Annotated in this window: 23 protein-coding genes; 8 read left to right on the top strand and 15 right to left on the bottom strand. The window is 31.9% G+C overall.

Annotation, left to right across the window (positions count from 1 at the left end; translation table 11 throughout):
• Positions 1–7 precede the first annotated feature (7 nt).
• Genes isdE through isdC form a run of 3 tightly spaced genes read right to left on the bottom strand, consistent with a single transcriptional unit; the run spans position 8 to position 2,642 of the window.
• A complete protein-coding gene (gene isdE, locus HMPREF2658_RS02870) occupies positions 8–886 on the bottom strand; it encodes a heme ABC transporter substrate-binding protein IsdE (protein ID WP_001220199.1) in 879 nt (292 codons plus the stop codon).
• Positions 883–1,959, bottom strand: a complete 1,077-nt coding sequence (isdD, locus tag HMPREF2658_RS02865; protein WP_001246691.1) for an iron-regulated surface determinant protein IsdD — start codon at positions 1,957–1,959, stop codon at positions 883–885. The genes isdE and isdD overlap by 4 nt, the downstream gene beginning before the upstream one ends.
• A complete protein-coding gene (gene isdC, locus HMPREF2658_RS02860; RefSeq protein WP_000789809.1) occupies positions 1,959–2,642 on the bottom strand; it encodes a heme uptake protein IsdC in 684 nt (227 codons plus the stop codon). Before isdC ends, isdD begins: the two co-directional genes overlap by 1 nt.
• 208 nt (positions 2,643–2,850) lie before the next feature.
• Between isdC and isdA the strand changes: the two genes are divergently transcribed.
• Together isdA and isdB are read left to right on the top strand one after the other, a co-directional pair.
• Positions 2,851–3,903 (top strand): LPXTG-anchored heme-scavenging protein IsdA, encoded by a 1,053-nt coding sequence (gene isdA / locus HMPREF2658_RS02855; protein WP_070854193.1) that lies wholly within the window; start codon positions 2,851–2,853, stop codon positions 3,901–3,903.
• A gap of 202 nt (positions 3,904–4,105) precedes the next feature.
• The gene (isdB, locus tag HMPREF2658_RS02850) at positions 4,106–5,995 is read left to right on the top strand and encodes a heme uptake protein IsdB (protein ID WP_070854192.1); all 1,890 of its coding nucleotides are present in this window, start codon (positions 4,106–4,108) and stop codon (positions 5,993–5,995) included.
• A 153-nt stretch (positions 5,996–6,148) separates the two neighbouring features.
• Here isdB and rpmF read toward each other — a convergent pair whose 3' ends face one another.
• Complete coding sequence (gene rpmF / locus HMPREF2658_RS02845; RefSeq protein WP_000290472.1) at positions 6,149–6,322, bottom strand: 50S ribosomal protein L32; 174 nt, start codon at positions 6,320–6,322, stop codon at positions 6,149–6,151.
• A gap of 79 nt (positions 6,323–6,401) precedes the next feature.
• Positions 6,402–6,959 (bottom strand): YceD family protein, encoded by a 558-nt coding sequence (locus tag HMPREF2658_RS02835; RefSeq protein WP_000872158.1) that lies wholly within the window; start codon positions 6,957–6,959, stop codon positions 6,402–6,404.
• Between the two features lie 126 nt (positions 6,960–7,085).
• On the opposite strand from HMPREF2658_RS02835, the gene HMPREF2658_RS02830 reads away from it, so the two are divergent.
• Positions 7,086–8,225 (top strand): nucleotidyltransferase, encoded by a 1,140-nt coding sequence (locus HMPREF2658_RS02830; protein ID WP_000843619.1) that lies wholly within the window; start codon positions 7,086–7,088, stop codon positions 8,223–8,225.
• A 61-nt stretch (positions 8,226–8,286) separates the two neighbouring features.
• Here the strand turns inward: HMPREF2658_RS02830 and coaD are convergent, their stop codons facing one another.
• Together coaD and rsmD are read right to left on the bottom strand one after the other, a co-directional pair.
• Positions 8,287–8,769 (bottom strand): pantetheine-phosphate adenylyltransferase, encoded by a 483-nt coding sequence (gene coaD, locus HMPREF2658_RS02825; RefSeq protein WP_000401377.1) that lies wholly within the window; start codon positions 8,767–8,769, stop codon positions 8,287–8,289.
• A 1-nt stretch (position 8,770) separates the two neighbouring features.
• Positions 8,771–9,313: a 16S rRNA (guanine(966)-N(2))-methyltransferase RsmD gene (gene rsmD / locus HMPREF2658_RS02820; protein ID WP_001263798.1), complete on the bottom strand. Its 543-nt coding sequence runs from the start codon at positions 9,311–9,313 to the stop codon at positions 8,771–8,773.
• Between the two features lie 69 nt (positions 9,314–9,382).
• Between rsmD and HMPREF2658_RS02815 the strand changes: the two genes are divergently transcribed.
• Positions 9,383–9,772: a DUF7147 family protein gene (locus HMPREF2658_RS02815; protein WP_000814568.1), complete on the top strand. Its 390-nt coding sequence runs from the start codon at positions 9,383–9,385 to the stop codon at positions 9,770–9,772.
• A 2-nt stretch (positions 9,773–9,774) separates the two neighbouring features.
• On the opposite strand, the gene HMPREF2658_RS02810 is transcribed toward HMPREF2658_RS02815, so the two are convergent.
• Positions 9,775–10,029: a YlbG family protein gene (locus HMPREF2658_RS02810; protein ID WP_001049150.1), complete on the bottom strand. Its 255-nt coding sequence runs from the start codon at positions 10,027–10,029 to the stop codon at positions 9,775–9,777.
• Positions 10,030–10,253: 224 nt separating this feature from the next.
• Here HMPREF2658_RS02810 and HMPREF2658_RS02805 point away from each other — a divergent pair, with 224 nt between their 5' ends.
• Positions 10,254–11,183 (top strand): glycerophosphodiester phosphodiesterase family protein, encoded by a 930-nt coding sequence (locus HMPREF2658_RS02805; RefSeq protein ID WP_000757595.1) that lies wholly within the window; start codon positions 10,254–10,256, stop codon positions 11,181–11,183.
• Positions 11,184–11,249: 66 nt separating this feature from the next.
• On the opposite strand, the gene HMPREF2658_RS02800 is transcribed toward HMPREF2658_RS02805, so the two are convergent.
• The 4 genes from HMPREF2658_RS02800 to cyoE form a co-directional block, all read right to left on the bottom strand.
• Positions 11,250–11,684, bottom strand: coding sequence for a YlbF/YmcA family competence regulator (locus tag HMPREF2658_RS02800; RefSeq protein WP_000606480.1), 435 nt, complete (start codon positions 11,682–11,684; stop codon positions 11,250–11,252).
• Positions 11,685–11,699: 15 nt separating this feature from the next.
• Positions 11,700–12,737: a CAP-associated domain-containing protein gene (locus tag HMPREF2658_RS02795; RefSeq protein ID WP_000733420.1), complete on the bottom strand. Its 1,038-nt coding sequence runs from the start codon at positions 12,735–12,737 to the stop codon at positions 11,700–11,702.
• A gap of 323 nt (positions 12,738–13,060) precedes the next feature.
• A complete protein-coding gene (locus HMPREF2658_RS02785; protein ID WP_000538766.1) occupies positions 13,061–13,522 on the bottom strand; it encodes a DUF420 domain-containing protein in 462 nt (153 codons plus the stop codon).
• Between the two features lie 24 nt (positions 13,523–13,546).
• Positions 13,547–14,458 carry a heme o synthase gene (cyoE, locus tag HMPREF2658_RS02780; protein WP_000031403.1) on the bottom strand — a complete coding sequence of 304 codons (912 nt, stop codon included), beginning with the start codon at positions 14,456–14,458 and terminating at the stop codon, positions 13,547–13,549.
• Positions 14,459–14,897: 439 nt separating this feature from the next.
• Between cyoE and HMPREF2658_RS02775 the strand changes: the two genes are divergently transcribed.
• On the top strand, positions 14,898–15,809 hold the full coding sequence (locus HMPREF2658_RS02775; protein ID WP_000467123.1) for a COX15/CtaA family protein: 912 nt from the start codon (positions 14,898–14,900) through the stop codon (positions 15,807–15,809).
• Positions 15,810–15,949: 140 nt separating this feature from the next.
• Here HMPREF2658_RS02775 and HMPREF2658_RS02770 read toward each other — a convergent pair whose 3' ends face one another.
• From HMPREF2658_RS02770 to HMPREF2658_RS02760, 3 genes are all read right to left on the bottom strand, one after another.
• On the bottom strand, positions 15,950–19,402 hold the full coding sequence (locus HMPREF2658_RS02770) for a pyruvate carboxylase (RefSeq protein ID WP_000809511.1): 3,453 nt from the start codon (positions 19,400–19,402) through the stop codon (positions 15,950–15,952).
• A 552-nt stretch (positions 19,403–19,954) separates the two neighbouring features.
• Positions 19,955–21,181: a cell division peptidoglycan polymerase FtsW gene (gene ftsW / locus HMPREF2658_RS02765; protein ID WP_000787938.1), complete on the bottom strand. Its 1,227-nt coding sequence runs from the start codon at positions 21,179–21,181 to the stop codon at positions 19,955–19,957.
• A gap of 313 nt (positions 21,182–21,494) precedes the next feature.
• Complete coding sequence (locus HMPREF2658_RS02760; protein ID WP_001118970.1) at positions 21,495–21,770, bottom strand: Fpa/YlaN family protein; 276 nt, start codon at positions 21,768–21,770, stop codon at positions 21,495–21,497.
• Positions 21,771–21,910: 140 nt separating this feature from the next.
• Between HMPREF2658_RS02760 and HMPREF2658_RS02755 the strand changes: the two genes are divergently transcribed.
• Positions 21,911–22,393, top strand: a complete 483-nt coding sequence (locus tag HMPREF2658_RS02755) for a hypothetical protein (protein WP_000614712.1) — start codon at positions 21,911–21,913, stop codon at positions 22,391–22,393.
• A 1-nt stretch (position 22,394) separates the two neighbouring features.
• Positions 22,395–22,562, top strand: coding sequence for a YlaI family protein (locus HMPREF2658_RS02750; protein WP_001250275.1), 168 nt, complete (start codon positions 22,395–22,397; stop codon positions 22,560–22,562).
• Positions 22,563–22,576: the final 14 nt, after the last annotated feature.

The following is a 22,576-nucleotide window of genomic DNA, read 5'->3' as shown; positions in this document are numbered from 1 at the left end:
CAACTCACTATTTTTTATCCTTATAAAATAAATCATATAATTGAGTCATTGCCTTATCAGCATCAACATTTGCTGTAATACCGAATGGCACTTCCTCTAAGTCATAAACATGATTATTTTTCACAGCTTTAAAATGTTTCCAAATATCATTTTGTTTAAATTCTTTTTGAAACATTTTCTTAACTTCTTCAGGCATTCCGTGTGGTAATCGTAAAATAATATCTGGATTGATATTCAACAAATTTTCAGTATTAGACGAAATATATTGACGATCTTTCACTTTAATAACATTTTCTCCACCTGCTATTTTAACTAAATCACCAATATACGATTTATCAGTTGCTACTAAATAGCTACCAGGTACACCCATTAATATTAATACTTTGGGATGTTTCTTTTGTTTAGCTGCTTTATTTTCAATTTTTTGCTTTACAGAATTTAAATGGTCATTTAATTCTTTTGCTTGTGCTTTACGATTAAATTGATCACCTAATTGTGTAATCGACTTTTGCATCCCTTTTAAACTATCAAAATCATAAAAGTAGCCTTTCATATTTAATTGTTTGTAAAATGGTTGCATTTCATCTTTAATCGTTGACACACTCAAAACATGTGTTGGTTTTAACTTTTTAACAGCTTCAACGTTCGGCTCCATTGGTTGACCAATTTCCGGTACATCTTTATAACGATTAGGCAATGTCTTATATGACGTGGGTTTGCCGACAATTGGCAAATCCAATTTGTCCAATGTCATTGTCAATGCAACAGTTGTTGGTACGATTCTGAATTCGCCGGATTTAGTTGATTCTTGAGAACTGGAAGATTGACAGCTAGTTAAGATAACGACGCTTATCACTAAAATGGTTAAATACTTTATGATTCTCAAACTTGGTTACCTCTCTTTCTGCTGTATAAATGTGCCGAAATAAGTAAAATGGTTGCTAACACAATGCCAGCTGCAAATAACATATATTGCTTTTTATGATTTGGTTCATCAAGTTCTTTAATATCACTAGATAATTGACTACTATTCTTGCTATCATCATCTCTATTAAAAGCTGGTAACGCTTTTTCTTTTTCAACTACTTTTTTCTTTTCCTTTTTTGATTTTTCATCTTTATGTTTCGGTTGCTCTTTGTGATTATTTTCAACCTTTTTTACTGTTGGAGAGCTATTTTCAACTCTTAATGTACTTGATGCTTTAGGTCGCTCGTTTTCAATCTTTTTATTACTGTTTTGTTGCACTTTATCTTTTTGTACAGGAATATCATTTAATCCTTTTTCAGTAAAAAGGCTAGTACGTCTTTCCTTAATGTCTGATTTTTGACTATCTTTTTTGTCATCAATATCTTTTTTAAGCTGATCTTGATTATTTTCTTGATTTTGATGTTTTGAAGGCACTTCTTTTGCATCGTCATGTTGTACTTTTTTCTCTTTAAAATGAATAGAATACACCATTTCTTTGTTATCTAGATCTTTCTTTTCAACCAACGTTTTAACATGCATATTGATTTTATCCATATGCTGTTCAATTAAAATTCTTACTATTGTGTCATCCTTTTCATCTTTTATAACAAAAGGAAATTCTTCATTTTTGTCATTTTGAAAAACAAGTTGTTCTTTATCAATTTTACCTTTTAGTTTTACTTGCAAGTAAATTTTACCAGTCATATCTGAAATCAATTGCGCCTTTTCATCAACTAGTTGTTGTTCCTCAGTTACATTTTTATTTTCTTGATTAAAAATTAGTAAATCTAACGCTTTATTCTCTTTTATCTTTTCATCAAAAATTGATGAAGTTAATTCTGTTTTATCTTTTGCTTCAGGTTGATTAAATTTGGCTGATGGATATTTTATCTCATCAGCCAACACGCTACCAATCATTGTTGTATATGTAAGAATACCTAAGCTAATAATAGCTATAATAGATTTTGTAGCAATTTGTTTAACATTTCTCATTATTCCACATTGCCTTTAGATTTTTTTCTAACAAACAATGTGATTGCGATTAATAATGCTAAGGATGCAACTGGTATTGCATATATATATGCAGGTGTACCAGCATTTGTTTGTGGATTTTCTACTTTGTCTTTATTCGAACTGTTAGATTCACTTTGACCAGTAGTCGCTCCATCAGATCCTTTGTCACTACCTGAAGCAGAATTTTTATCATCTTTACCTGGTGCATTAGCACCTGCTACATCAGTTGGTCCATTAAATTTATATGTAATATTGTAATGATGGTCATATTTGAAAGGTTTTCCGTTCACTTTTTCATCGATATAAACATCAATTTTCCCATCTACTTTACCGTTTAGCTTACTTACTTCAAATTCAGAAGTTCGTTCATCTTTGGCAGTATTTTTACTAATAATTCTTTCTTTATGTCCTTCGATACTCATTCCTGTAATCCAATGACTGTGGTTTACAGTAATTTGAACATACAATTTACCATTTTTCTTAATGTACTTTGCCGGTTTATTAAAATAGTCATTAGCAATCGACGTGTCATTGGTATTGTATTTGTAAACCTCATAATTCAAAGTGCCACTATCCGCGGCATTTGCAGAATTACTGAATGTCGCGATGATGATAATTAACGCTAAAATCATTGTATTAAAAACTTTTAAAATATTTTTCATAACATAATCCTCCTTTTTATGATTGCTTTTAAGTCTTTACTGAAATCATAAATAATAATGATTATCATTGTCAATATTTATTTTATAATCAATTTATTATTGTTATACGAAAATAGATGTGCTAGTATAATTGATAACCATTATCAATTGCAATGGTTAATCATCTCATATAACAACACATAATTTGTATCCTTAGGAGGAAAACAACATGACAAAACATTATTTAAACAGTAAGTATCAATCAGAACAACGTTCATCAGCTATGAAAAAGATTACAATGGGTACAGCATCTATCATTTTAGGTTCCCTTGTATACATAGGCGCAGACAGCCAACAAGTCAATGCGGCAACAGAAGCTACGAACGCAACTAATAATCAAAGCACACAAGTTTCTCAAGCAACATCACAACCAATTAATTTCCAAGTGCAAAAAGATGGCTCTTCAGAGAAGTCACACATGGATAACTATATGCAACACCCTGGTAAAGTAATTAAACAAAATAATAAATATTATTTCCAAGCTGTATTGAACAACGCATCATTCTGGAAAGAATACAAATTTTACAATGTAAACAATCAAGAATTAGCAACAACTGTTGTTAACGATGATAAAAAAGCTGACACTAGAACAATCAACGTTGCTGTTGAACCTGGGTATAAGAGTTTAACTACAAAAGTACATATTGTCGTACCTCAAATTAATTACAATCATAGATATACTACGCATTTAGAATTTGAAAAAGCAATTCCTACATTAGCTGACGCAGCAAAACCAAACAATGTTAAACCGGTTCAACCAAAACCTGCTCAACCTAAAACACCTACTGAGCAAACGAAACCTGTTCAACCTAAAGTTGAAAAAGTTAAACCTGCTGTAACTGCACCAAGCAAAGCTGAAAACACACAAACTACAAAAGTTGTAAGTACTGAAGCTACAAAAGATCAAAGTCAAACACATAGTGCTCGTACAGTGAAAACAACACAAACAGCTCAAGAACAAAATAAAGTTCAAACACCTGTTAAAGATGTTGCAACAGCGAAATCTGAAAGCAACAATCAAGCTGTAAGTGACAATAAATCACAACAAACTAACAAAGTTACAAAACAAAACGAAACGCCTAAACAAGCATCTAAAGCTAAAGAATTACCAAAAACTGGTTTAACTTCAGTTGATAACTTTATTAGCACAGTTGCCTTCGCAACACTTGCCCTTTTAGGTTCATTATCTTTGTTACTTTTCAAAAGAAAAGAATCTAAATAAATCTTCGTCACACTCATAACTTAATATATTTTTTATTTTAAATTTTATTTAACCTATGTCATAGATATTCCATAATCTATAACATAGGTTATTTTTTTATAAAATAACGTTGCAATTAACTACCATTTCAATGTACAATACAAGTAATCAATTGATAATGATTATCAGTTGATAATATACAATTAGGAGTTGTTACTACAACATGAACAAACAGCAAAAAGAATTTAAATCATTTTATTCAATTAGAAAGTCATCACTAGGCGTTGCATCTGTAGCGATTAGTACACTTTTATTATTAATGTCAAATGGCGAAGCAAAAGCAGCTGAAGAAACAGGTGGTACAATTACAGAAACACAACCAAAAACTGAAGCAGTTGCAAGTCCAACAACAACAACTGAAAAAGCTCCAGAAGCTAAACCAGTAGCTAATGCTGTCTCCGTATCTAATAAAGAAGTTGTGGCCCCTACTACTGAAACAAAAGAAGTTAAACCAGCAGCAAAATCCGATAACAATACATATCCTATTTTGAATGAGGAACTTAGAGAAGCGATTAAAAACCCAGCAATAAAAGATAAAGATCATAGCGCACCAAACTCTCGTCCAATTGATTTTGAAATGAAAAAGAAAGATGGCACTCAACAGTTTTATCATTATGCAAGTTCTGTTAAACCTGCTAGAGTTATTTTCACTGATTCAAAACCAGAAATTGAATTAGGATTACAATCAGGTCAATTTTGGAGAAAATTTGAAGTTTATGAAGGTGACAAAAAATTACCAATCAAATTAGTATCATATGATACTGTTAAAGACTATGCTTACATTCGCTTCTCTGTTTCAAATGGAACAAAAGCAGTTAAAATCGTAAGTTCAACTCACTTCAATAATAAAGAAGAAAAATATGATTACACGTTAATGGAATTCGCGCAACCGATTTATAACAGTGCAGATAAATTCAAAACTGAAGAAGATTACAAAGCTGAAAAATTATTAGCGCCATATAAAAAAGCGAAAACACTAGAAAGACAAGTTTATGAATTAAATAAAATTCAAGATAAACTTCCCGAAAAATTGAAAGCTGAATACAAGAAGAAATTAGAAGAGACGAAAAAAGCTTTAGATGAACAAGTGAAATCCGCAATAACTGAATTCCAAAATGTACAACCAACAAATGAAAAAATGACTGATTTACAAGATACAAAATATGTTGTTTATGAAAGTGTTGAGAATAACGAATCTATGATGGATACTTTTGTTAAACACCCTATTAAAACAGGTATGCTTAACGGCAAAAAATATATGGTAATGGAAACTACTAATGACGATTACTGGAAAGATTTCATGGTTGAAGGTGAACGTGTTAGAACAATTAGCAAAGATGCTAAAAATAACACTAGAACGATTATTTTCCCATATGTTGAAGGTAAAACCCTATATGATGCTATCGTTAAAGTTCACGTAAAAACGATTGATTATGATGGACAATACCATGTCAGAATCGTTGATAAAGAAGCATTTACTAAAGCCAATGCCGATAAATCTAATAAAAAGGAACAACAAGACAACTCAGCTAAGAAGGAAACTACACCAGCTACGCCTAGCAAACCAACAACAGCACCTGTTGAAAAAGAATCACAAAAACAAGACAGCCAAAAAGATGACAATAAACAATCACCAAGTGTTGAAAAAGAAATTGATGCATCTAGTGAGTCAGGTAAAGACAAAACGCCTGCTACAAAACCAGCTAAAGGTGAAGTAGAATCAAGTAGTACAACTCCAACTAAGGTAGTATCTGCGACTCAAAATGTTGCAAAACCTACATCTGCTTCTTCAGAAACAACAAAAGGTGTTGTTCAAACTTCAGCAGGTTCTAGCGAAGCAAAAGATAATGCTCCATTACAAAAAGCACACATTAAAAACACAAATGATGGACATACTCAAAGCCAAAACAATAAAAATACACAAGAAAATAAAGCTAAATCATTACCACAAACTGGTGAAGAATCGAATAAAGATATGACATTACCATTAATGGCATTATTAGCTTTAAGCAGCATCATTGCATTCGTATTACCTAGAAAACGTAAAAACTAATTAATCGTCTTTATATTTAATTATTAAATTAACAATTTTTAATTGGCAGATGAGGTATTCCGATACCTCGTCCGCCAATTATTTTTTGCAATATAAAAAGTCCCACTTAAAACAATCATTTTAAGCGGGACTTTTTATATTGAGTAACTAAAATTATTTAGCTGCTACTTCTTCGCCATTGTAAGAACCACAGTTTTTACATACACGGTGTGATAATTTGTATTCGCCACAGTTTGGGCATTCAGTCATACCTGGTACTGAAATTTTGAAATGCGTACGACGTTTGTTTTTTCTAGTTTTAGAAGTTCTTCTTTTTGGTACTGCCATGATATATCCTCCTTAGATTATAAACGAAAAATACTAAATGTTAGTTTAATTAACAACATTATATCATTAATTAAACTACTTATTGCTCTTTATCATATAATTGTTGTAATTTTTGAAGCCTTGGATCAACTTGTCGTGATTCTGAATCATCTTGTTCTTGCTGTTTAGCAAGCTCATCTAATTGATCCTCATCGATTACTTCCCAACCATTACCTACTGTCAACATTTGGTCACTTTGCTCTGAATAAGCTCTCATTGGTTTCTCAATAATAACTATATCCTCGACAATATCCTGAAGATTAACCATACCATCTTTAATAATGTGATAGTGTTCATCTACATCATCTTGATCATCGTTATACTGATTGTACCCTTCTAAATCAAATACTTCTGTAGTAGTTACATCTAGTGGGACTTTAACTGGTACAAGAGTACGTGCACAAGGCATTGTATACGTTCCAGTAATGTGAATATCCGCAACGACTTCTGTTGACTTAATGGTTAACTGACCTTGGATTGTAATTGGAGATAAATCAATTAAATCTAATGATTCTTTTAAATTGTCAAAACTCACCGTTTGATCAAATTCAAATGGCTTACCTTGATATTTCCTTAATTGCGTAATTGACCATTTCATATGGCTTCACCTCTAACAAGCACAAAATTTATTTTAACTTTCTAAGAACAAGTTGTCAAGATTTTTTCTTAACATATCATGTTCTGTTACAATATTAATAATGAATACCGAAAGGACGAATTGCAAATGAAAAGCGTTGGCTTAATCACAGAATATAATCCCTTTCATAATGGGCATCAATATCATATTAATCAATCTAAAAAACTTACAAATGCTGACGTTACTATTGCAATAATGAGTGGTAACTTTGTCATGCGTGGCGAACCAGCAATCTATAATAAGTTTACTCGTGCAAAAATGGCATTATCAACAGCAGATTTAGTTATCGAACTACCAGCAACTGCCAGTTTATCATCTGGCGATCATTTTGCCGAACTAGCAGTTAAAGTCGCAGATTATATGAGTGTCGATACAATTGCATTTGGTAGTGAAAATAATGATATCAAAACATTAAAGCAATTAGCTCACAGCATTAATGAAATTGAACAATCCGAATCCTTTTCACAAAAAGTAAAAGAAGGTAAAAGCTACCCTCGTATCATTAGCGAATTATTAGGGCATCATGAAGCACTAGCAAGTCCTAACAACATACTTGGTATTAGTTATCTGAAAGCAATTGCTAAACATGCTAAAAACATCAATGCAATTTCTATTAAACGAGAAAATGCTCAACATCATGATTCATTAATTCAACACCATCAGTTTGCAAGTGGTACATCTATTAGAACATCAATCATTAGTCAAGATGATCATTGGCATCATGTGGTACCTAAAGATATTCAACACCTGTACGTAACACCTCATATAACATTAAATCAAATATTCCCATATTTGAAATATCAAATCATAGCTATGACTACAGAGTCATTAAAGAATATTTATACTGTTACTGAAGGTTTTGAAAATCGTTTAAAATCTAACATTAATGAAGCAACTGATTTTCATCATTTTGTAAAATCACTAAAAACAAAGCGTTATACATATACGCATATTCAAAGACTGTTAATGAATGTATTATTAAACATTAAACTTACAGATGTTACGAGAAACATTCACGCAGTTAAAGTATTAGCAATGAACGACCGTGGCAGACAATATTTAAAGCATTTAAAAACAGCGTTCCCAGAAAGACAATATATAACCAATATTAACAAAAGCAATGCACATTACTTCACAAATGAAATCAAAGCAACACATATATACAATGCAATAAGCGGGCAACAACAAACAGATTTCAACACGCCTGTCATACAGCAATATCGTTAACAAATGAAAACAGTATTTTAGGATTGTAAACCATGATAAACCTAAAATACTGTTATTTTTATTACTTAAATTTCTTCTTCAATGCCTTTTCAACATAAGGTGGAACGAATTCAGAAATATCTGCTCGATAAGCTGCAACTTCTTTAACAATACTTGAACTTATAAATGAATAATTAGTACTAGACATCATATATAACGTTTCAATTTCATTGTTCAACTTTTTATTCATTGAAGTTAAGCGTAATTCATATTCAAAATCACTGACCGCTCTTAAACCACGTATGATTGTTTTAGCTCCTACTTGTTCACAATAATCGACTAGTAAACCACTAAATTGATGAACCTTGACATTAGGTAAATGTTTAACAGATTGTTCAATTAAATCCATACGCTCTTCTAAACTAAACGTACCTTCTTTTTTACTATTTTTAAGAACACAGACATGAATTTCATCAAATCTATCTGTACTTCTCTCAATAATGTCTAAATGACCATAAGTAATGGGGTCAAAACTACCCGGAATGACCGCTATTGTATGTTCCATGCTATTCTCCCTTTTCTAATAACAATGTGTCTGTCAACCCATAATGGTAACGTTTAATCATATTAAACGGTTGATAGTCTATTTCTTCATGATTGCTAAATTCACAAACGATGATACCATTTTCTTTCAATAAATTAAACTCTGAAATTTGTTTTAGTGCTTTATCAATAAGACCTTTATTATATGGCGGATCTAAGAAAATGACATCAAATTGAATATCACGTTTTGACAATGCTTTTAAAGCTCTATCTGCATTATTTTTATAAACTTCAGATTGTGCCTCTAAATCCAAATTCGCAAGATTTGATTTAATAACTTTTACAGCTTTAAAATTTTGATCAACAAAGATAACCTTATCCATACCTCGAGAGAGTGCTTCTATTCCAAGCGCCCCGCTTCCTGCAAATAAATCTAAACCTATACCTGACACATCATATAAACTATTAAAGATACCTTCTTTAACTTTGTCCATAGTTGGTCTCGTATTACGGCCTTCCATACTTTCTAAAGCTTTACTTTTATGTTTACCTGCAATGACGCGCATGTTGTTCACACTTCCAATTCATTTAGTTATTTAATATAATTTATTGAGAAAAAGGAGAATGATAAACCAATGAAACAAACATTTATTACACTTGGTGAAGGTCTAACAGATTTGTTCGAATTCATGACGATGATTGAATATAACCATCAACGTATTGATAAAATTATCTATTTTCATTCACCACAATCTGAAAATAAAAAGTCATCTGTAGCAATCATTATGAACCCTACAACTGGCAATCATTTCCAAGCATTTTATATCATGATTAACGCTATTAAATATCCATATCCAGATTCAAATAAAAAGTTTCAAATGATTAATGATTGTGCTGAAAAATTCGACATACCTATTTTAGGTATCGATGTACAGCCCCCTCAAGCATTTCATGATTTATCGTTATATTATAATTATTTAATTAGTGTGTTAAGGCTCCAAAAATGGATACCAGAACTTCAATAATATTAATTATATATTTCGTGTTTCTCTTTTTCGTAAGTTTTCTTTAAGTATTTATATGGTGAGCCATCAATGTGTCTAACGTATTTAAGTTGCATTAATTTATGTACAATTTGATCAACATCTTGCTCATTCACATACATAATTACAAATTTACGATCTCTATTTGAATGAACGATATGTCCATATTTTCGGATTTGTCGTTCATGTTTCATATGTTTTAAATAAACTACAATACTAGTTCTTGGGATTAAATTCATTTAAACCTCACTCCATTTATTTTCAGCATTAATCATATCATGTCTTTATTAATTTTAAAATATTAAGCTACCTTAATTATGTCTTATGTAATTGCATGATAAATGTATTTAGATTATATTAATTCAATTCTCAAGAGTATCACTATTATGATTAACCACACATTTCGCTGTAGTCAGAACTATGAATTTGTTAAGCTATAAAAGTAAACGAGGAGGAATTTTTTATGAAAAAAGTAAACAGAAACATTTTAAATGCGGTACTAGTCGGTGCTGGATTTGTAAGTAGTCTGTTAATGATAAATAAAAATAAAGTGATTACTACAAAGCAAACCATCCCTGCTTTTTTCAAAGGCAATGCACCATATATATTTGCGCATCGCGGTGGTATGGCTTTAAGACCAGAGCAAACGCAACTTGCATTTGACTATGCTAAACAATTAGGCGTTGATGGCTTTGAAACAGATGTGAGACTCACAAAAGATCAACAGCTTATCGTTTTTCATGACGCAACTGTTGATAGAACGACGAACGGCTCTGGAAAAGTTAGTGCCCATACATTAGCAGAATTAAAGAAATTAGACGCAGGTTATCACTTCAAAGATATCAATGGACTAACACCATATCGTGGTCATGCACACACAGCTATACTAACCTTCGATGAGTTGCTGAAGCAATATCCTGATATGTATATAAACGTAGACTTAAAAGATGCTCCTGAATCCTATGAAGGTTCTATCGCACCACAAATTATGTTTGATACAATTGCAGAGAATCAAGCATTTGACCGTGTTCTTGTGACAAGTTTTTATAAAGAACAAATCGTACGTTTTAATAAAATTGCACAAGGATCTGTTGCAATTGGTGCTAGCCAACAGGAAGTTACAGAGGCATTTTTAAAATATCATTTATTAGGTGGTAGGTACTACCAACCATTAGCACAAACGTTCCAACTGCCTACTCATTTTAAAGGTATTAATTTGACTTCATCTCGTTTTATCAAATGGTTAAATGATATGAATATCATTCCAGGCTATTATGGCGTAAATAGTATAGATCTGATGAATGATTTATACCAAAAAGGTGCACATACTATAGTGACTGATCGACCAGATTTAGCACAACAATTCAAACAAACAATAAACAACAAACAATAAACAAAAACATCGAGTCAGATGCTAGTAAATGGTTTCAATAACCATCTTTTTCTGACTCGATGTTTTTTATAATGAACAATTACAGGATCCGCCCGTCGCACAACCACTATGTGATGTTTGAAAGAATGGATTACCTGTTTCTATTTTGACATGTTCTGAAACAGCGTACGCAATTTTCGTAACAACTTCATCAATTAAATGTTGAAGTGCCATTTCTCTAGCTTTGTAATGCATCACAACGTCAAGCATCTCATATGCTCTTTTGCGTTGTCTTGTCTCTAACATGACTTTCTTATAATCAGGATGATATTTCCCGAAACGCATTACTTCATCATATTTCTCTTTTGATTTTAAAAATGATTGATAAAGTAAATGTGCTTCGTCATTGTTTTCGAGCGCCTGTTTAGCTTGCTCAAATGATGCATAAATATCTGATGCAACTATCATATCAGCTAGTTCATCAATATCATCTAATATCGCTAGTGAAGCTTCATTAATCATAAATACCCCTCATTGTTATTTTTCTAAGAAAATTAGTGAATAATAATCTCTCATTACATCTCCACCCATCTCATCGTATTTTGAATTTAATAGACGAGACCGATGTATATCTGAATTCATCCAACTATGGATTAATGTTGGTACATCATTAAATGCATAACCAACATTTTGAGCAGTTGTTTTATAAGTAACGTGATTTTTATCTAATTGCCCTCTTAATGCGTCCTCTGTAAATTCAACACTATCAGAACCATTAGATGTCGCTTCATATAAGTTATTAGATGCAATATGTGCTAAATCGCTATTGATTTTCAATGGTTTTAATCCTTTTAATTTTCTCATTTCATTCGTTACTTCATAAAGAGAAATTAATTGATTTGGATTTTGCTCAACTGGACGCTTATTATGCTCTTCTGACGTAGAATTAGAATTTAATTGATAAGGTTCAATATCTGCTAACATTCCTTTTGTTAAAAATCGTACACTTAGCACCTTTTTCGATTGTTGATCAGAATACACTTGTGCATATATGTTGCCATATTTAATCAGTGTTTGTGTTTTTAAATCTTCATCTGAAAGTTCAAATTCATATTTTTTACCATCAACTGTAAAGGACGGTTCTGGATTAATACTTGTATGATTAAAAATTTCTGCAGAATGTTGTCCTATTTTTAACGGACTAACATTTACTTTTTCACCTGTAGCATACACTGAAACGATTTCTTCACGTTTAGTTGAAACAATGTAATAACTGTTTTTGTCTTTAAATACATAATTTTTGTAACCATCTCTAAAAGGGTAGACACGATCTGCTTGTCCAAATTTAGAAGTAAGCACTTTAATATCTTTACCTACCCATGTACCAACACCTTCTTTAGGCTTTGGATTTTCAGCATGGTTATTTGATTTATTCACCTGTTCAGATCTATTTACTTTATTACCTTTATTCGGGTTCTCTAATACATCAAATTTTAATCTCGGTGAATAAAAAAGATATATTAAAAATCCAACTAAAAATAATACACCGACGACTCTTATAATTAACTTTTTCATCAATCAACCACCTAAAAAGTATTAATACTATTGTAAAAAACAACACATTAATTAGCAAATTTTCAACACTGACATAACTGTGTCGTTTCGATGAAACAAAATCATCTTCAGGCATAACGTTAACATCATAAAGATTTTCCCTACACTCTATATCATAACCTATCTTTATGTTTTCAGGTTGAAATTCATTATTAGGATTAAAATATGTAAAAAATGGACAGTTAAGGTATCAAATGAATACCATCAACTGTCCGACTATTCTTCATCAAAAAACCTGATAAAACAAATTGCCTTATCAGATTAGTATCATTTGTATAAGCGTATTAATGACCAAATGTTGCTTTAATCAGTGATGTCGTTTCTCCACCTGGATATAATACGTATAATAATAAGTAAACTGCTACACCTGTAATTGCAGTACAGAACCATATAACTGAAGCGAATGGCCCGAATTTGCGGTGTACATTATATTTATCTTTAAATGCTGTAATAATTTGAACTAGACCCAGAATACCACCAATTGTTGCTAAATTAATGTGGAAAAATAAGAAAATCGTATAATATTTCTTAATTGATGCTGGTCCGCCAAATGCTGTATTACCGATAAATATCGTTCTACTTGCATAGATTAAGAAAAAAGTTAAAGCAAAAACTGCTGCAGCTAACATAACATTTTTGTGTTTATTTATTTCCCTTTTCCAAATAAGTCTCCAACCAATGGCAATTAAAATTGCACTAATGACAATACATGTCGTACTAATCGTTGGTAAAATTGGAACGCCCATATTTTTCATCCTAACTTAATTAATCTAGATCAAAGTAAGTAATGAAACAATCACAGCTAACACGAAAAAGATCACTAAATAATTTAGTGAATATATAAACATTTGTGTTGCCCATTTTGTTTGATCTGAATTTTTCTTAAATGTTGTTAAACCTAATGCAATCCATCCTAAATTTAATAATGTAGCTAACACTACGAATACGACACCTAAATTTATTAGTAATAAAGGTACTGGCAATAAAATAATCAACCAGATAAACATACTGACACGTGTACGTTTAAAGCCCTTAACTGATGGTAACATTGGAATATTTGCAAGTGCATATTCATCTTTACGTTTAATAGCTAAGGCATAAAAATGAATTGGTTGCCAACAAAATACAACTAAAAACAGCGCAATCGCTGTTAAACTAATTTGTCCTTCAATTGCAACCCATCCAATTAGTGGTGGTACTGCTCCAGGAAAACTCCCAATCACTGTGTTCCATGTTGTATGTCTTTTAGACCATATTGAGTAATAAGACACATAACCTACAATCCCCATAAGACCAAGTACGCCTGATGGTATATTCAATAAAAACAAACAAATTTCTCCAACTAACATCATACCAAAACTTAAAAGTAATAAATTTTGATCTGTAATTCTATTATTTACAGTTGGTCTATTTTGTTTACTAGGCATAATACGATCAATATCTTGGTCGTAATAATTATTTAACGCACATGCGCCACCCATAATTAAAGTAGATCCTAATAGCATTAATAAAATTTGAGGTATTGATGATAAGAAGGAATGATTTGTCATTACAACTGCTAGCCATGCGCCCGCAAAAGCTGGAATTAAGTTACCTTGAACAAGTCCCATTTTAATTATCTGTTGCAATTCTTTGAAGTTAACTCTGCTAATATTTTGTGACAAAGTATGCTCTTTGCTCATAATCCCCCTCCTTAAATTTGTTCATATAAGATTATGATATCTTAGATTGCATAAAAAGACTAGGTTTAATAAAATTAAATTGTGACAAATTAACGACAAGAGAAAATGTCAATTTTGTGACACAAATAGCATTTAATTTATTGCTATAATGTATATGTTAGAAAATTTTAATAAGTAGAATCATGCATCTAAAAGAGATTAATATTTAAGCTTCAAATTTGAGTAAGCGTGGATTACACAATTATCCCAATAAAAAAATCATTACGATTAAGGTCTTTTTATGTCGTCCACTTACAATACTTGTAAAATTAAATCATATTTCCTGCGTTGGATCCCATCTTTTCATATCCTACACTCAGGTCAATTTATAGTATCATCTCAAACCCGGCTATTAATTCTAATTCTCAGTGATGCGTTTTTTTATGATGGGGTGTATAAATTGTTTGGCAAAAAGAATTTAAAATGGTTAGGTGTCGTAGCAACGTTAATGATGACATTTGTACAACTTGGTGGTGCCTTAGTTACCAAAACCGGATCAGCTGATGGTTGTGGTTCTTCTTGGCCACTATGTCATGGTGCGTTGATTCCAGAATTCTTTCCTATTGATACGATTATTGAGTTAAGTCATAGAGCCGTTTCAGCTTTATCTTTATTAATGGTCTTATGGTTAGTTATCACTGCATGGAAACATATAGGCTATATTAAAGAAATTAAACCTTTATCAATCATTAGTGTTGGATTCTTATTATTGCAAGCATTAATCGGAGCTGCTGCTGTTATTTGGCAACAAAACGATTACGTTTTAGCATTACACTTTGGTATATCATTAATCAGTTTCTCATCTGTATTTTTAATAACATTGATTATTTTCTCTATAGATCAAAAATATGAAGCTGACGAATTATATATCAAAAAGCCATTAAGACGTTTAACATGGTTAATGGCAATTATCATTTATTGTGGTGTTTACACTGGTGCACTAGTGAGACATGCGGATGCAAGTTTAGCATATGGTGGTTGGCCATTGCCATTCCACGATCTTGTACCACATTCAGAACAAGATTGGGTCCAACTCACGCATCGTATCATGGCTTTTATAGTGTTTACGATTATTATGATTACTTATATTCACGCTGTTAAAAATTATCCAAATAACCGTACTGTTCATTATGGTTATACAGCTGCATTTATACTTGTTATATTACAAGTTATCACAGGTGCATTGTCTATTATGACAAATGTTAACTTGATAATCGCACTATTCCATGCATTATTTATCACTTATTTATTTGGTATGACAACATACTTTATCATGCTAATGTTACGATCAGTAAGAAGTGACAAGCAATAACAAAAAAGCAAACCGAAATTTTAATGGCACGCCCATTAAAATTTCGGTTTTTTTATATCAATATTTAAAATCAAATCTAAGACAAGTAAAAACGAGATTACACGTCAATCGTTGTGTAATCTCGTTTTATTTTAATCATTTTAATCTGTTGCTTTCTCAATTTCAATTAATAAGTCGCCTGTGGCAATTGTATCACCATTATTCACAGTTACTTGTTTAATCACACCGTCAAATGGTGCTTGAATTGTTGTTTCCATTTTCATAGCTTCAGTAATTAGCAACGGCTGGTTAGCTTTCACAGTTTCACCTACACTAACCTTGACTTCAGTTACTGAACCTGGCATTTGCGCACCGATATGACTTGGATTACTCTTATCTGCTTTTGGCTTAACGTTCGCATTTGTATGCACATTTTCGTCTTTAATGTAAATACGTCTCGCTTGACCATTCATCGCATAGTAAATCGTTCTATTACCATTTTCATCAGGTTCACTAATCGTTTCTAGTTTAATAATTAATCGTTTACCTTTATCGATTTCGATTTCTACTGTTTCACCATTACGCATTCCAAAGAAGAATGTAGGCGTATCAAGTAACGATAAGTTTCCGTATTGATTTCTAGTTTGAATATATTGTTCATATACTTTTGGATATAATACATAACTAATAATATCTTGCTCCGTAACAGGACCTTGTTGCTCTTCTTCAAGCAACTCACGGACTTTTTCAAAATCAACTGGCTCTAGATATTCACCTGGACGAGCTGTTAATGCTTCTTGGCCTTTTAAAATAACCGCTTGTAAATCTTTATTAAAACCATTTACAGGTTGTCCTATTTCACCTTTGAAGAACGACACTACTGATTCTGGGAAATCTAATTTATAACCATCTGTAATCACGGATTGTTCATCAAGATCATTTTGAACCATATAAAGTGCCATATCACCAACTACTTTAGACGATGGCGTTACTTTTACGATATCACCAAATAAGAAGTTCACTCTGCGATACATATCTTTGACTTCATCAAATCTTTCGCCTAAACCTAAACTTTTAGCTTGTTGACTTAAATTCGAATACTGTCCACCAGGCATTTCATGTTGATAAATTTCAGTATTCGGTGATTTGATATCACTTTCAAAGTCTGAATAATAAGTACGTACAGTTGACCAATAATGACTAAGTGACTCCATACCTTCAATATCAGTTCTAAGGTGACGTGGGAAGCCATTTAATGCATAATATAACGAATTAGCGCTTGGCTGACTTGTTAAACCACTCATTGAAGCAACAGCAGTATCAATGATATCGACACCAGCATCTATTGCTTGTTTGTACGTTAATAAACCATTACCACTTGTATCATGAGTGTGAAGATGGATTGGTAAATCTACAGCTGCTTTTAACTCACCAATCAATTCGTAAGCGGCTTTAGGTTTTAATAAGCCTGCCATATCTTTAATCGCTAAAATATGGAAACCTTCACGTTCTAACTCTTTAGCTAGTTTGACATAATACTCTAAAGTATAAATGTTTGACCGCTCAGGATTTAAAATGTCACCTGTATAACAAATAGTACCTTCTGAGATTTTGCCCGCTTCTTGTACTGCCTCATTGGCAACTTTCATTTGATCTACCCAGTTTAATGAATCGAAAATTCTAAAGACATCTATGCCTGCTTTAGCACTTTCTTGTACGAATTTATGAATAACATTATCAGGATAGTTTTTATAACCAACTGCGTTTGAAGCACGTAACAACATTTGGAATAATACATTTGGAATAGCTTTACGTAGACGTTCAAGTCGTTCCCATGGGTTTTCCTTCAAGAAATTATATGCCACATCAAATGTAGCACCGCCCCACATTTCTAGTGAGAAACCATCTTTAAATACATCCGCTGTTTTGGATGCGATATTAATCATATCCTTAGTTCTAACTCGTGTAGCTAATAATGATTGATGTGCATCTCTAAAAGTTGTATCTGTTAGTAAGACATCATCCTGCTTTTTAACCCATTCAGCTACACCTTTTGGACCTACTTCATCAAGCAATTGTTTTGTACCACTAAATGAAGCAATTTTACTTGAAGATACAGTTGGAATTGATGCTAATTCATAGTCTGGTTTCGGACGTTTCTCAACATTTGGGAAACCATTAATTGTTACATTACCTATATATTCTAATGTTTTAGTACCTCTATCTAGAGACGGCTGAATGTCGAAAAGTTCTGGTGTTTCTTCAATAAATTTAGTTGTGTAATCACCACTTGTGAACTTTTTATTCTTCATTACATTAATTAAGAATGGAATATTAGTTTTAACACCACGAATACGCATTTCTCGTAATGAACGTACCATTTTTTCTTCTGCTTGTTTAAATGATATCGCATGTGTAGATAATTTTACGAGTAATGAATCATAATAAGGTGATATCTCAGCACCTTGGAAACCATCTCCAGCATCAAGACGTACACCAAAGCCACCGCTTGAACGATAAGCAATGATTGTTCCAGTATCCGGCATGAAATCATTTAACGGATCTTCTGTTGTAATACGACATTGGATGGCATAGCCCAATGTTGTAATATCTTTTTGTTGCGGCATATTAATCTCTTCACCAAATAAATCGGCACCTGCTGCAACTAAAATTTGTGTCTTAACAATATCAATTCCTGTTACCATCTCTGTAATTGTATGCTCTACTTGTACACGAGGGTTAACTTCTATAAAGAAGAATTCGTCACCAGATACTAGAAACTCAACAGTACCTGCATTGACATATTTAATATTTTCCATCAATTGAATTGCAGCATCACAAATACGTTGACGTAATGTTGGTGATAATCCAACTGATGGTGCAACTTCTACAACTTTTTGATGACGACGTTGTACTGAACAATCACGTTCAAATAGGTGTACGATATTTCCATGTTCGTCACCTATAACTTGTACTTCAATATGCTTTGGATTATCAATGTATCTTTCTATGTAAACTTCACTATTACCAAATGACTTTTCTGCTTCTGATTTTGCTCTATGGAAAGCATCTTCTAATTCACTTTCTTCACGAACAATTCTCATACCTTTACCGCCGCCACCACTTGTGGCTTTAATCATTAGCGGGAAACCAGCTTCTTCTGCAAATTCTTTTGCTAATTCATATGATTTAATTGGACCGTCTGTACCAGGAATAACTGGTAAATCTGCCTTGATAGCCGTTGTACGAGCTTTAACTTTATCTCCAAACATATCTAAATGTTCTAAATGAGGACCAATAAATTTAATCCCTTCTTCTGCACAACGACGCGCAAATTGTTCATTTTCACTTAAAAATCCATAGCCAGGATGAATCGCATCCACATTCGCTTGTTTTGCTACATCAATGATACGCTCAATATTTAAATAACTTTCAGCAGGACCTAAATCACTTCCAACTAAATAGGATTCATCTGCTTTATATCTATGTAATGAACTTTTGTCTTCATTCGAATAAATTGCAACTGTGCTGATGTCTAATTCTGCTGCCGCTCTGAATATACGAATTGCAATTTCTCCACGGTTAGCAACAAGTAACTTTTTTATTTGTTTCAATAGCGATACACTCCTCAAACTATTAGAATTTTCTAACTAATTAGATAATAAAATTTTATCTTAAAGCGCTCTGTTTTGCTATAGTTATGTTTCAAATTTTCAAAATTTAACATTCTTGAGACAATTAAAACCTCCGTTTCAAAAATAATAATTTCAAAAATGATTATGCAACAACAGGTAGTTCACGTTTTTGTTGTGAAACATTTTCGATTTCTACAACTCTAAAAATTTAAAAATAAAATTGTAAAACATCAACATTTATTATCAATAGCGATAACTTTATCTTATCATCATGATTCTAATTTCGCCACCACATTTAGTGATTTTTAGTCATAAAATTTAGTTATAATTATACGTTGTTTTGTTTATAAAATTTGATAATCATGAGTAATCTCGTAATATAAAAACAAAAAGGAAGTTAAGCGTTGTTTGCTTGCCTAACTTCCGTTATTGAACTCTTCAGTCCAATTTGACAAAGAGTATAAAAATAGCCAATGTTTAGCATTGCTTAATGACAGAAGTCATCTCGTACTAAATATTGGCTAGTAATTTTTAATTAAATTGTCTTCTTATATCAACTTTTTGTTGTTGTTTCTTTCGTTGCTGGTCTACTTTGATTTGTTTACCTACAATCAGAAGTAATCCCATAGCAATACTTAAACTAATCATTGATGATCCACCAAAGCTGATAAATGGCAATGGTACACCAGTTAATGGAATTGTTGCCGAAATCCCGCCAATGTTTACAAACGTTTGGCTTCCAAAGTATGTGGCAATACCAACACACACAAGTTTATAAAAATATGATGATGTTTTATTTGCAAACTGGAAGGCACGATATACAATAAAGAACTCTAAAGTAATAACTAGCAATCCTCCGATTAAACCTAATTCTTCGCAAATAATTGCAAAAATAAAATCTGTATGTGGTTCTGGTAAATAGCCCAATTTCATTGCACTATTTCCTAATCCTTTTCCAAATAGGCCACCGTTACCTATCGCAAGCAAAGAATTGGAAATATGGTATCCAGTTCCTGATTCGAATTGGAATGGATCTGTTAGCGTACTAAATCTGGCAGTTAAATAACTTGGTAACCAACCAGCCATTAATGCAATGACAAACACTACTAAGAATCCTAGTACTGCTGGTATACCAAATCTTAGGACTTTGTTTACCCCAATTCCTGAATAAAAAATAATCGCAACTAAAATAATTAATATTAGTAATGTTTGCCCTACGTCTTTTTGTAAGAAAACTAAAAACGTACAACCTAATGCTAATACAATAGGACTTAAAATTAATTTTGGTTTACTTAATACTCTAGGCATTTTTTTACTTATCATAAATGGGATATACAATATGATTGCAATTTTTAATAACTCAGATGCCTGTAAGTTCATAAATCCTAAGTTTATCCAACTTTTAGAACCATTAATATCTTTACCGATTACTAACGTCAGTAATAATAGCGAGACGATAGTTATAATCATACCTTTTTGCACTTTAATATTACTCAGTAATTTAACATTCATTAAAAATGCAATAAAAAATACAATTATAAAACTCATTATGACATATGCTAATTGTCGGTTGTAAAAATACGTTCCTGGAACATCGATACCACCAGTCAATGTGCCTTTAGTTGCTGGAACCATACTGGCACTATATACCATCACTAATCCAATTAAACTCAATACAATATATGTAACTAATAACGGGTAATCAATAAACTTTGAGGTTTTACCAATATACCGTAAAATACTTCTAAAATTCTTCATATATTCAGTCATCCAATTCTACAATTTATACTTCAAATGATTTCGTTTTATACTTTAATTTTAAAAATCCATGTTACTTATTATATACATGACATCGTCATAATCACAAATATTAACAGGTATCTTGAGGTAATTTATAGAATATTTGTTTACTTAATATCGTGAATTGCTAAAACCCAATAAAAGTGACTGACATGTCATCAAGAAGACAACATAACAGCCACTTTAATCAGTAATTAAACTATAAATATAAAATCGGCGCAGCTCAATTGTCGATATCTCACGCCGTTTTAATATGCTTATATATTAAACCTTAAACAAGTGTAAAAGCTTCATGTAATTTTGAAAGTTCTTTCTCAAGACGTAACATAATTTGTTTGCCATCTTCGCGGTCAACTAAACCTAATTTAACAGCAAAATCAACTTCTTTTTGAAGTCCAAACATTTGTGTATCTAGTACTTCTTCATATAATGGGCATGAAGGTAATGTTAAATTATCTAGTTGAACTTTAATCAGGTGCAAGATTTCATCAGCATCTTTAGTCAATTGTTTCAAAGCTGCATTTTTCATTGTTGTTTGTTTCGCCATGACACGCTCCCCCTCTATATAAATTCTCAAGTCTTAATAAAAGTTTATCTTACTAAATATTAAAAAGCAAGTAGATTTAAAATGTGTCGTTAGCAATTTGTGTTAAAATAATGCTATATACATTGATAGGGAGTGGGAAAATGATACAAATTAAAGGAGCCGTAAAGTTTCCTATAACATTAGATAGTACGACTTGGATTTTCGATGATAGAAAAGTTAGCATCGAAGATTTAGAAAAAGGTGTATTTGATGGTTCAAAACCAATCGACTTTGAAGATAATCATGAATGGAATCGTGCTATCCTAGAAGGACAAACTAATCCGCCTACTTTAAATTCAGAAATAAAATACAAAAAACGTGCCATGTTAGAAGGTTCATTTGTCATTAATATGACACCATTTTTCAAACATTCCGAACCACATGACTCTGCAACTACTATTCGATTATCAAATGAGCATGATCATTTAGATATACCGATAGATCTATTACCCTATTTATTTTTCCAATTTGCAAAAGACGGTAAACGACTTTACAGCGATAATGGTGTAGATAGTTTTATTTACAATCAAGAAGATGGTTATTCATATCGAATCAACCATGTAACTCATATTGAGGTGATTTAATTTGAGACAAGTGCAATGCATTATCTGTGATGCAAAAGTATTTATAGATGAGCGCACAACTGAGTCTAAACGACTTAAAAACAATCCTATTCGAACATTTATGTGCGATGATTGTAAAAGTCGACTAGACACCCCTAAACAACGTGCACAACACTATCCGCTCGATTAATATCTGAATAAACA

The organism is Staphylococcus sp. HMSC062H10 (assembly GCF_001836945.1).
Taxonomy (GTDB): Bacteria; Bacillota; Bacilli; order Staphylococcales; family Staphylococcaceae; genus Staphylococcus; species Staphylococcus aureus.
Note: the sequence above shows the minus strand (reverse complement) of the source record. Positions and strands in the feature narration are given on the sequence as shown.

Coding starts and splice junctions, on each gene's coding strand:
- isdD (WP_001246691.1), bottom strand. CDS start 1,959: ATGAGAAATGTTAAACAAATTGCTACAAAATCTATTATAGCTATTATT.
- isdC (WP_000789809.1), bottom strand. CDS start 2,642: ATGAAAAATATTTTAAAAGTTTTTAATACAATGATTTTAGCGTTAATT.
- isdA (WP_070854193.1), top strand. CDS start 2,851: ATGACAAAACATTATTTAAACAGTAAGTATCAATCAGAACAACGTTCA.
- isdB (WP_070854192.1), top strand. CDS start 4,106: ATGAACAAACAGCAAAAAGAATTTAAATCATTTTATTCAATTAGAAAG.
- rpmF (WP_000290472.1), bottom strand. CDS start 6,322: ATGGCAGTACCAAAAAGAAGAACTTCTAAAACTAGAAAAAACAAACGT.
- HMPREF2658_RS02835 (WP_000872158.1), bottom strand. CDS start 6,959: ATGAAATGGTCAATTACGCAATTAAGGAAATATCAAGGTAAGCCATTT.
- HMPREF2658_RS02830 (WP_000843619.1), top strand. CDS start 7,086: ATGAAAAGCGTTGGCTTAATCACAGAATATAATCCCTTTCATAATGGG.
- coaD (WP_000401377.1), bottom strand. CDS start 8,769: ATGGAACATACAATAGCGGTCATTCCGGGTAGTTTTGACCCCATTACT.
- rsmD (WP_001263798.1), bottom strand. CDS start 9,313: ATGCGCGTCATTGCAGGTAAACATAAAAGTAAAGCTTTAGAAAGTATG.
- HMPREF2658_RS02815 (WP_000814568.1), top strand. CDS start 9,383: ATGAAACAAACATTTATTACACTTGGTGAAGGTCTAACAGATTTGTTC.
- HMPREF2658_RS02810 (WP_001049150.1), bottom strand. CDS start 10,029: ATGAATTTAATCCCAAGAACTAGTATTGTAGTTTATTTAAAACATATG.
- HMPREF2658_RS02805 (WP_000757595.1), top strand. CDS start 10,254: ATGAAAAAAGTAAACAGAAACATTTTAAATGCGGTACTAGTCGGTGCT.
- HMPREF2658_RS02800 (WP_000606480.1), bottom strand. CDS start 11,684: ATGATTAATGAAGCTTCACTAGCGATATTAGATGATATTGATGAACTA.
- HMPREF2658_RS02795 (WP_000733420.1), bottom strand. CDS start 12,737: ATGAAAAAGTTAATTATAAGAGTCGTCGGTGTATTATTTTTAGTTGGA.
- HMPREF2658_RS02785 (WP_000538766.1), bottom strand. CDS start 13,522: ATGGGCGTTCCAATTTTACCAACGATTAGTACGACATGTATTGTCATT.
- cyoE (WP_000031403.1), bottom strand. CDS start 14,458: ATGAGCAAAGAGCATACTTTGTCACAAAATATTAGCAGAGTTAACTTC.
- ftsW (WP_000787938.1), bottom strand. CDS start 21,181: ATGAAGAATTTTAGAAGTATTTTACGGTATATTGGTAAAACCTCAAAG.
- HMPREF2658_RS02760 (WP_001118970.1), bottom strand. CDS start 21,770: ATGGCGAAACAAACAACAATGAAAAATGCAGCTTTGAAACAATTGACT.
- HMPREF2658_RS02755 (WP_000614712.1), top strand. CDS start 21,911: ATGATACAAATTAAAGGAGCCGTAAAGTTTCCTATAACATTAGATAGT.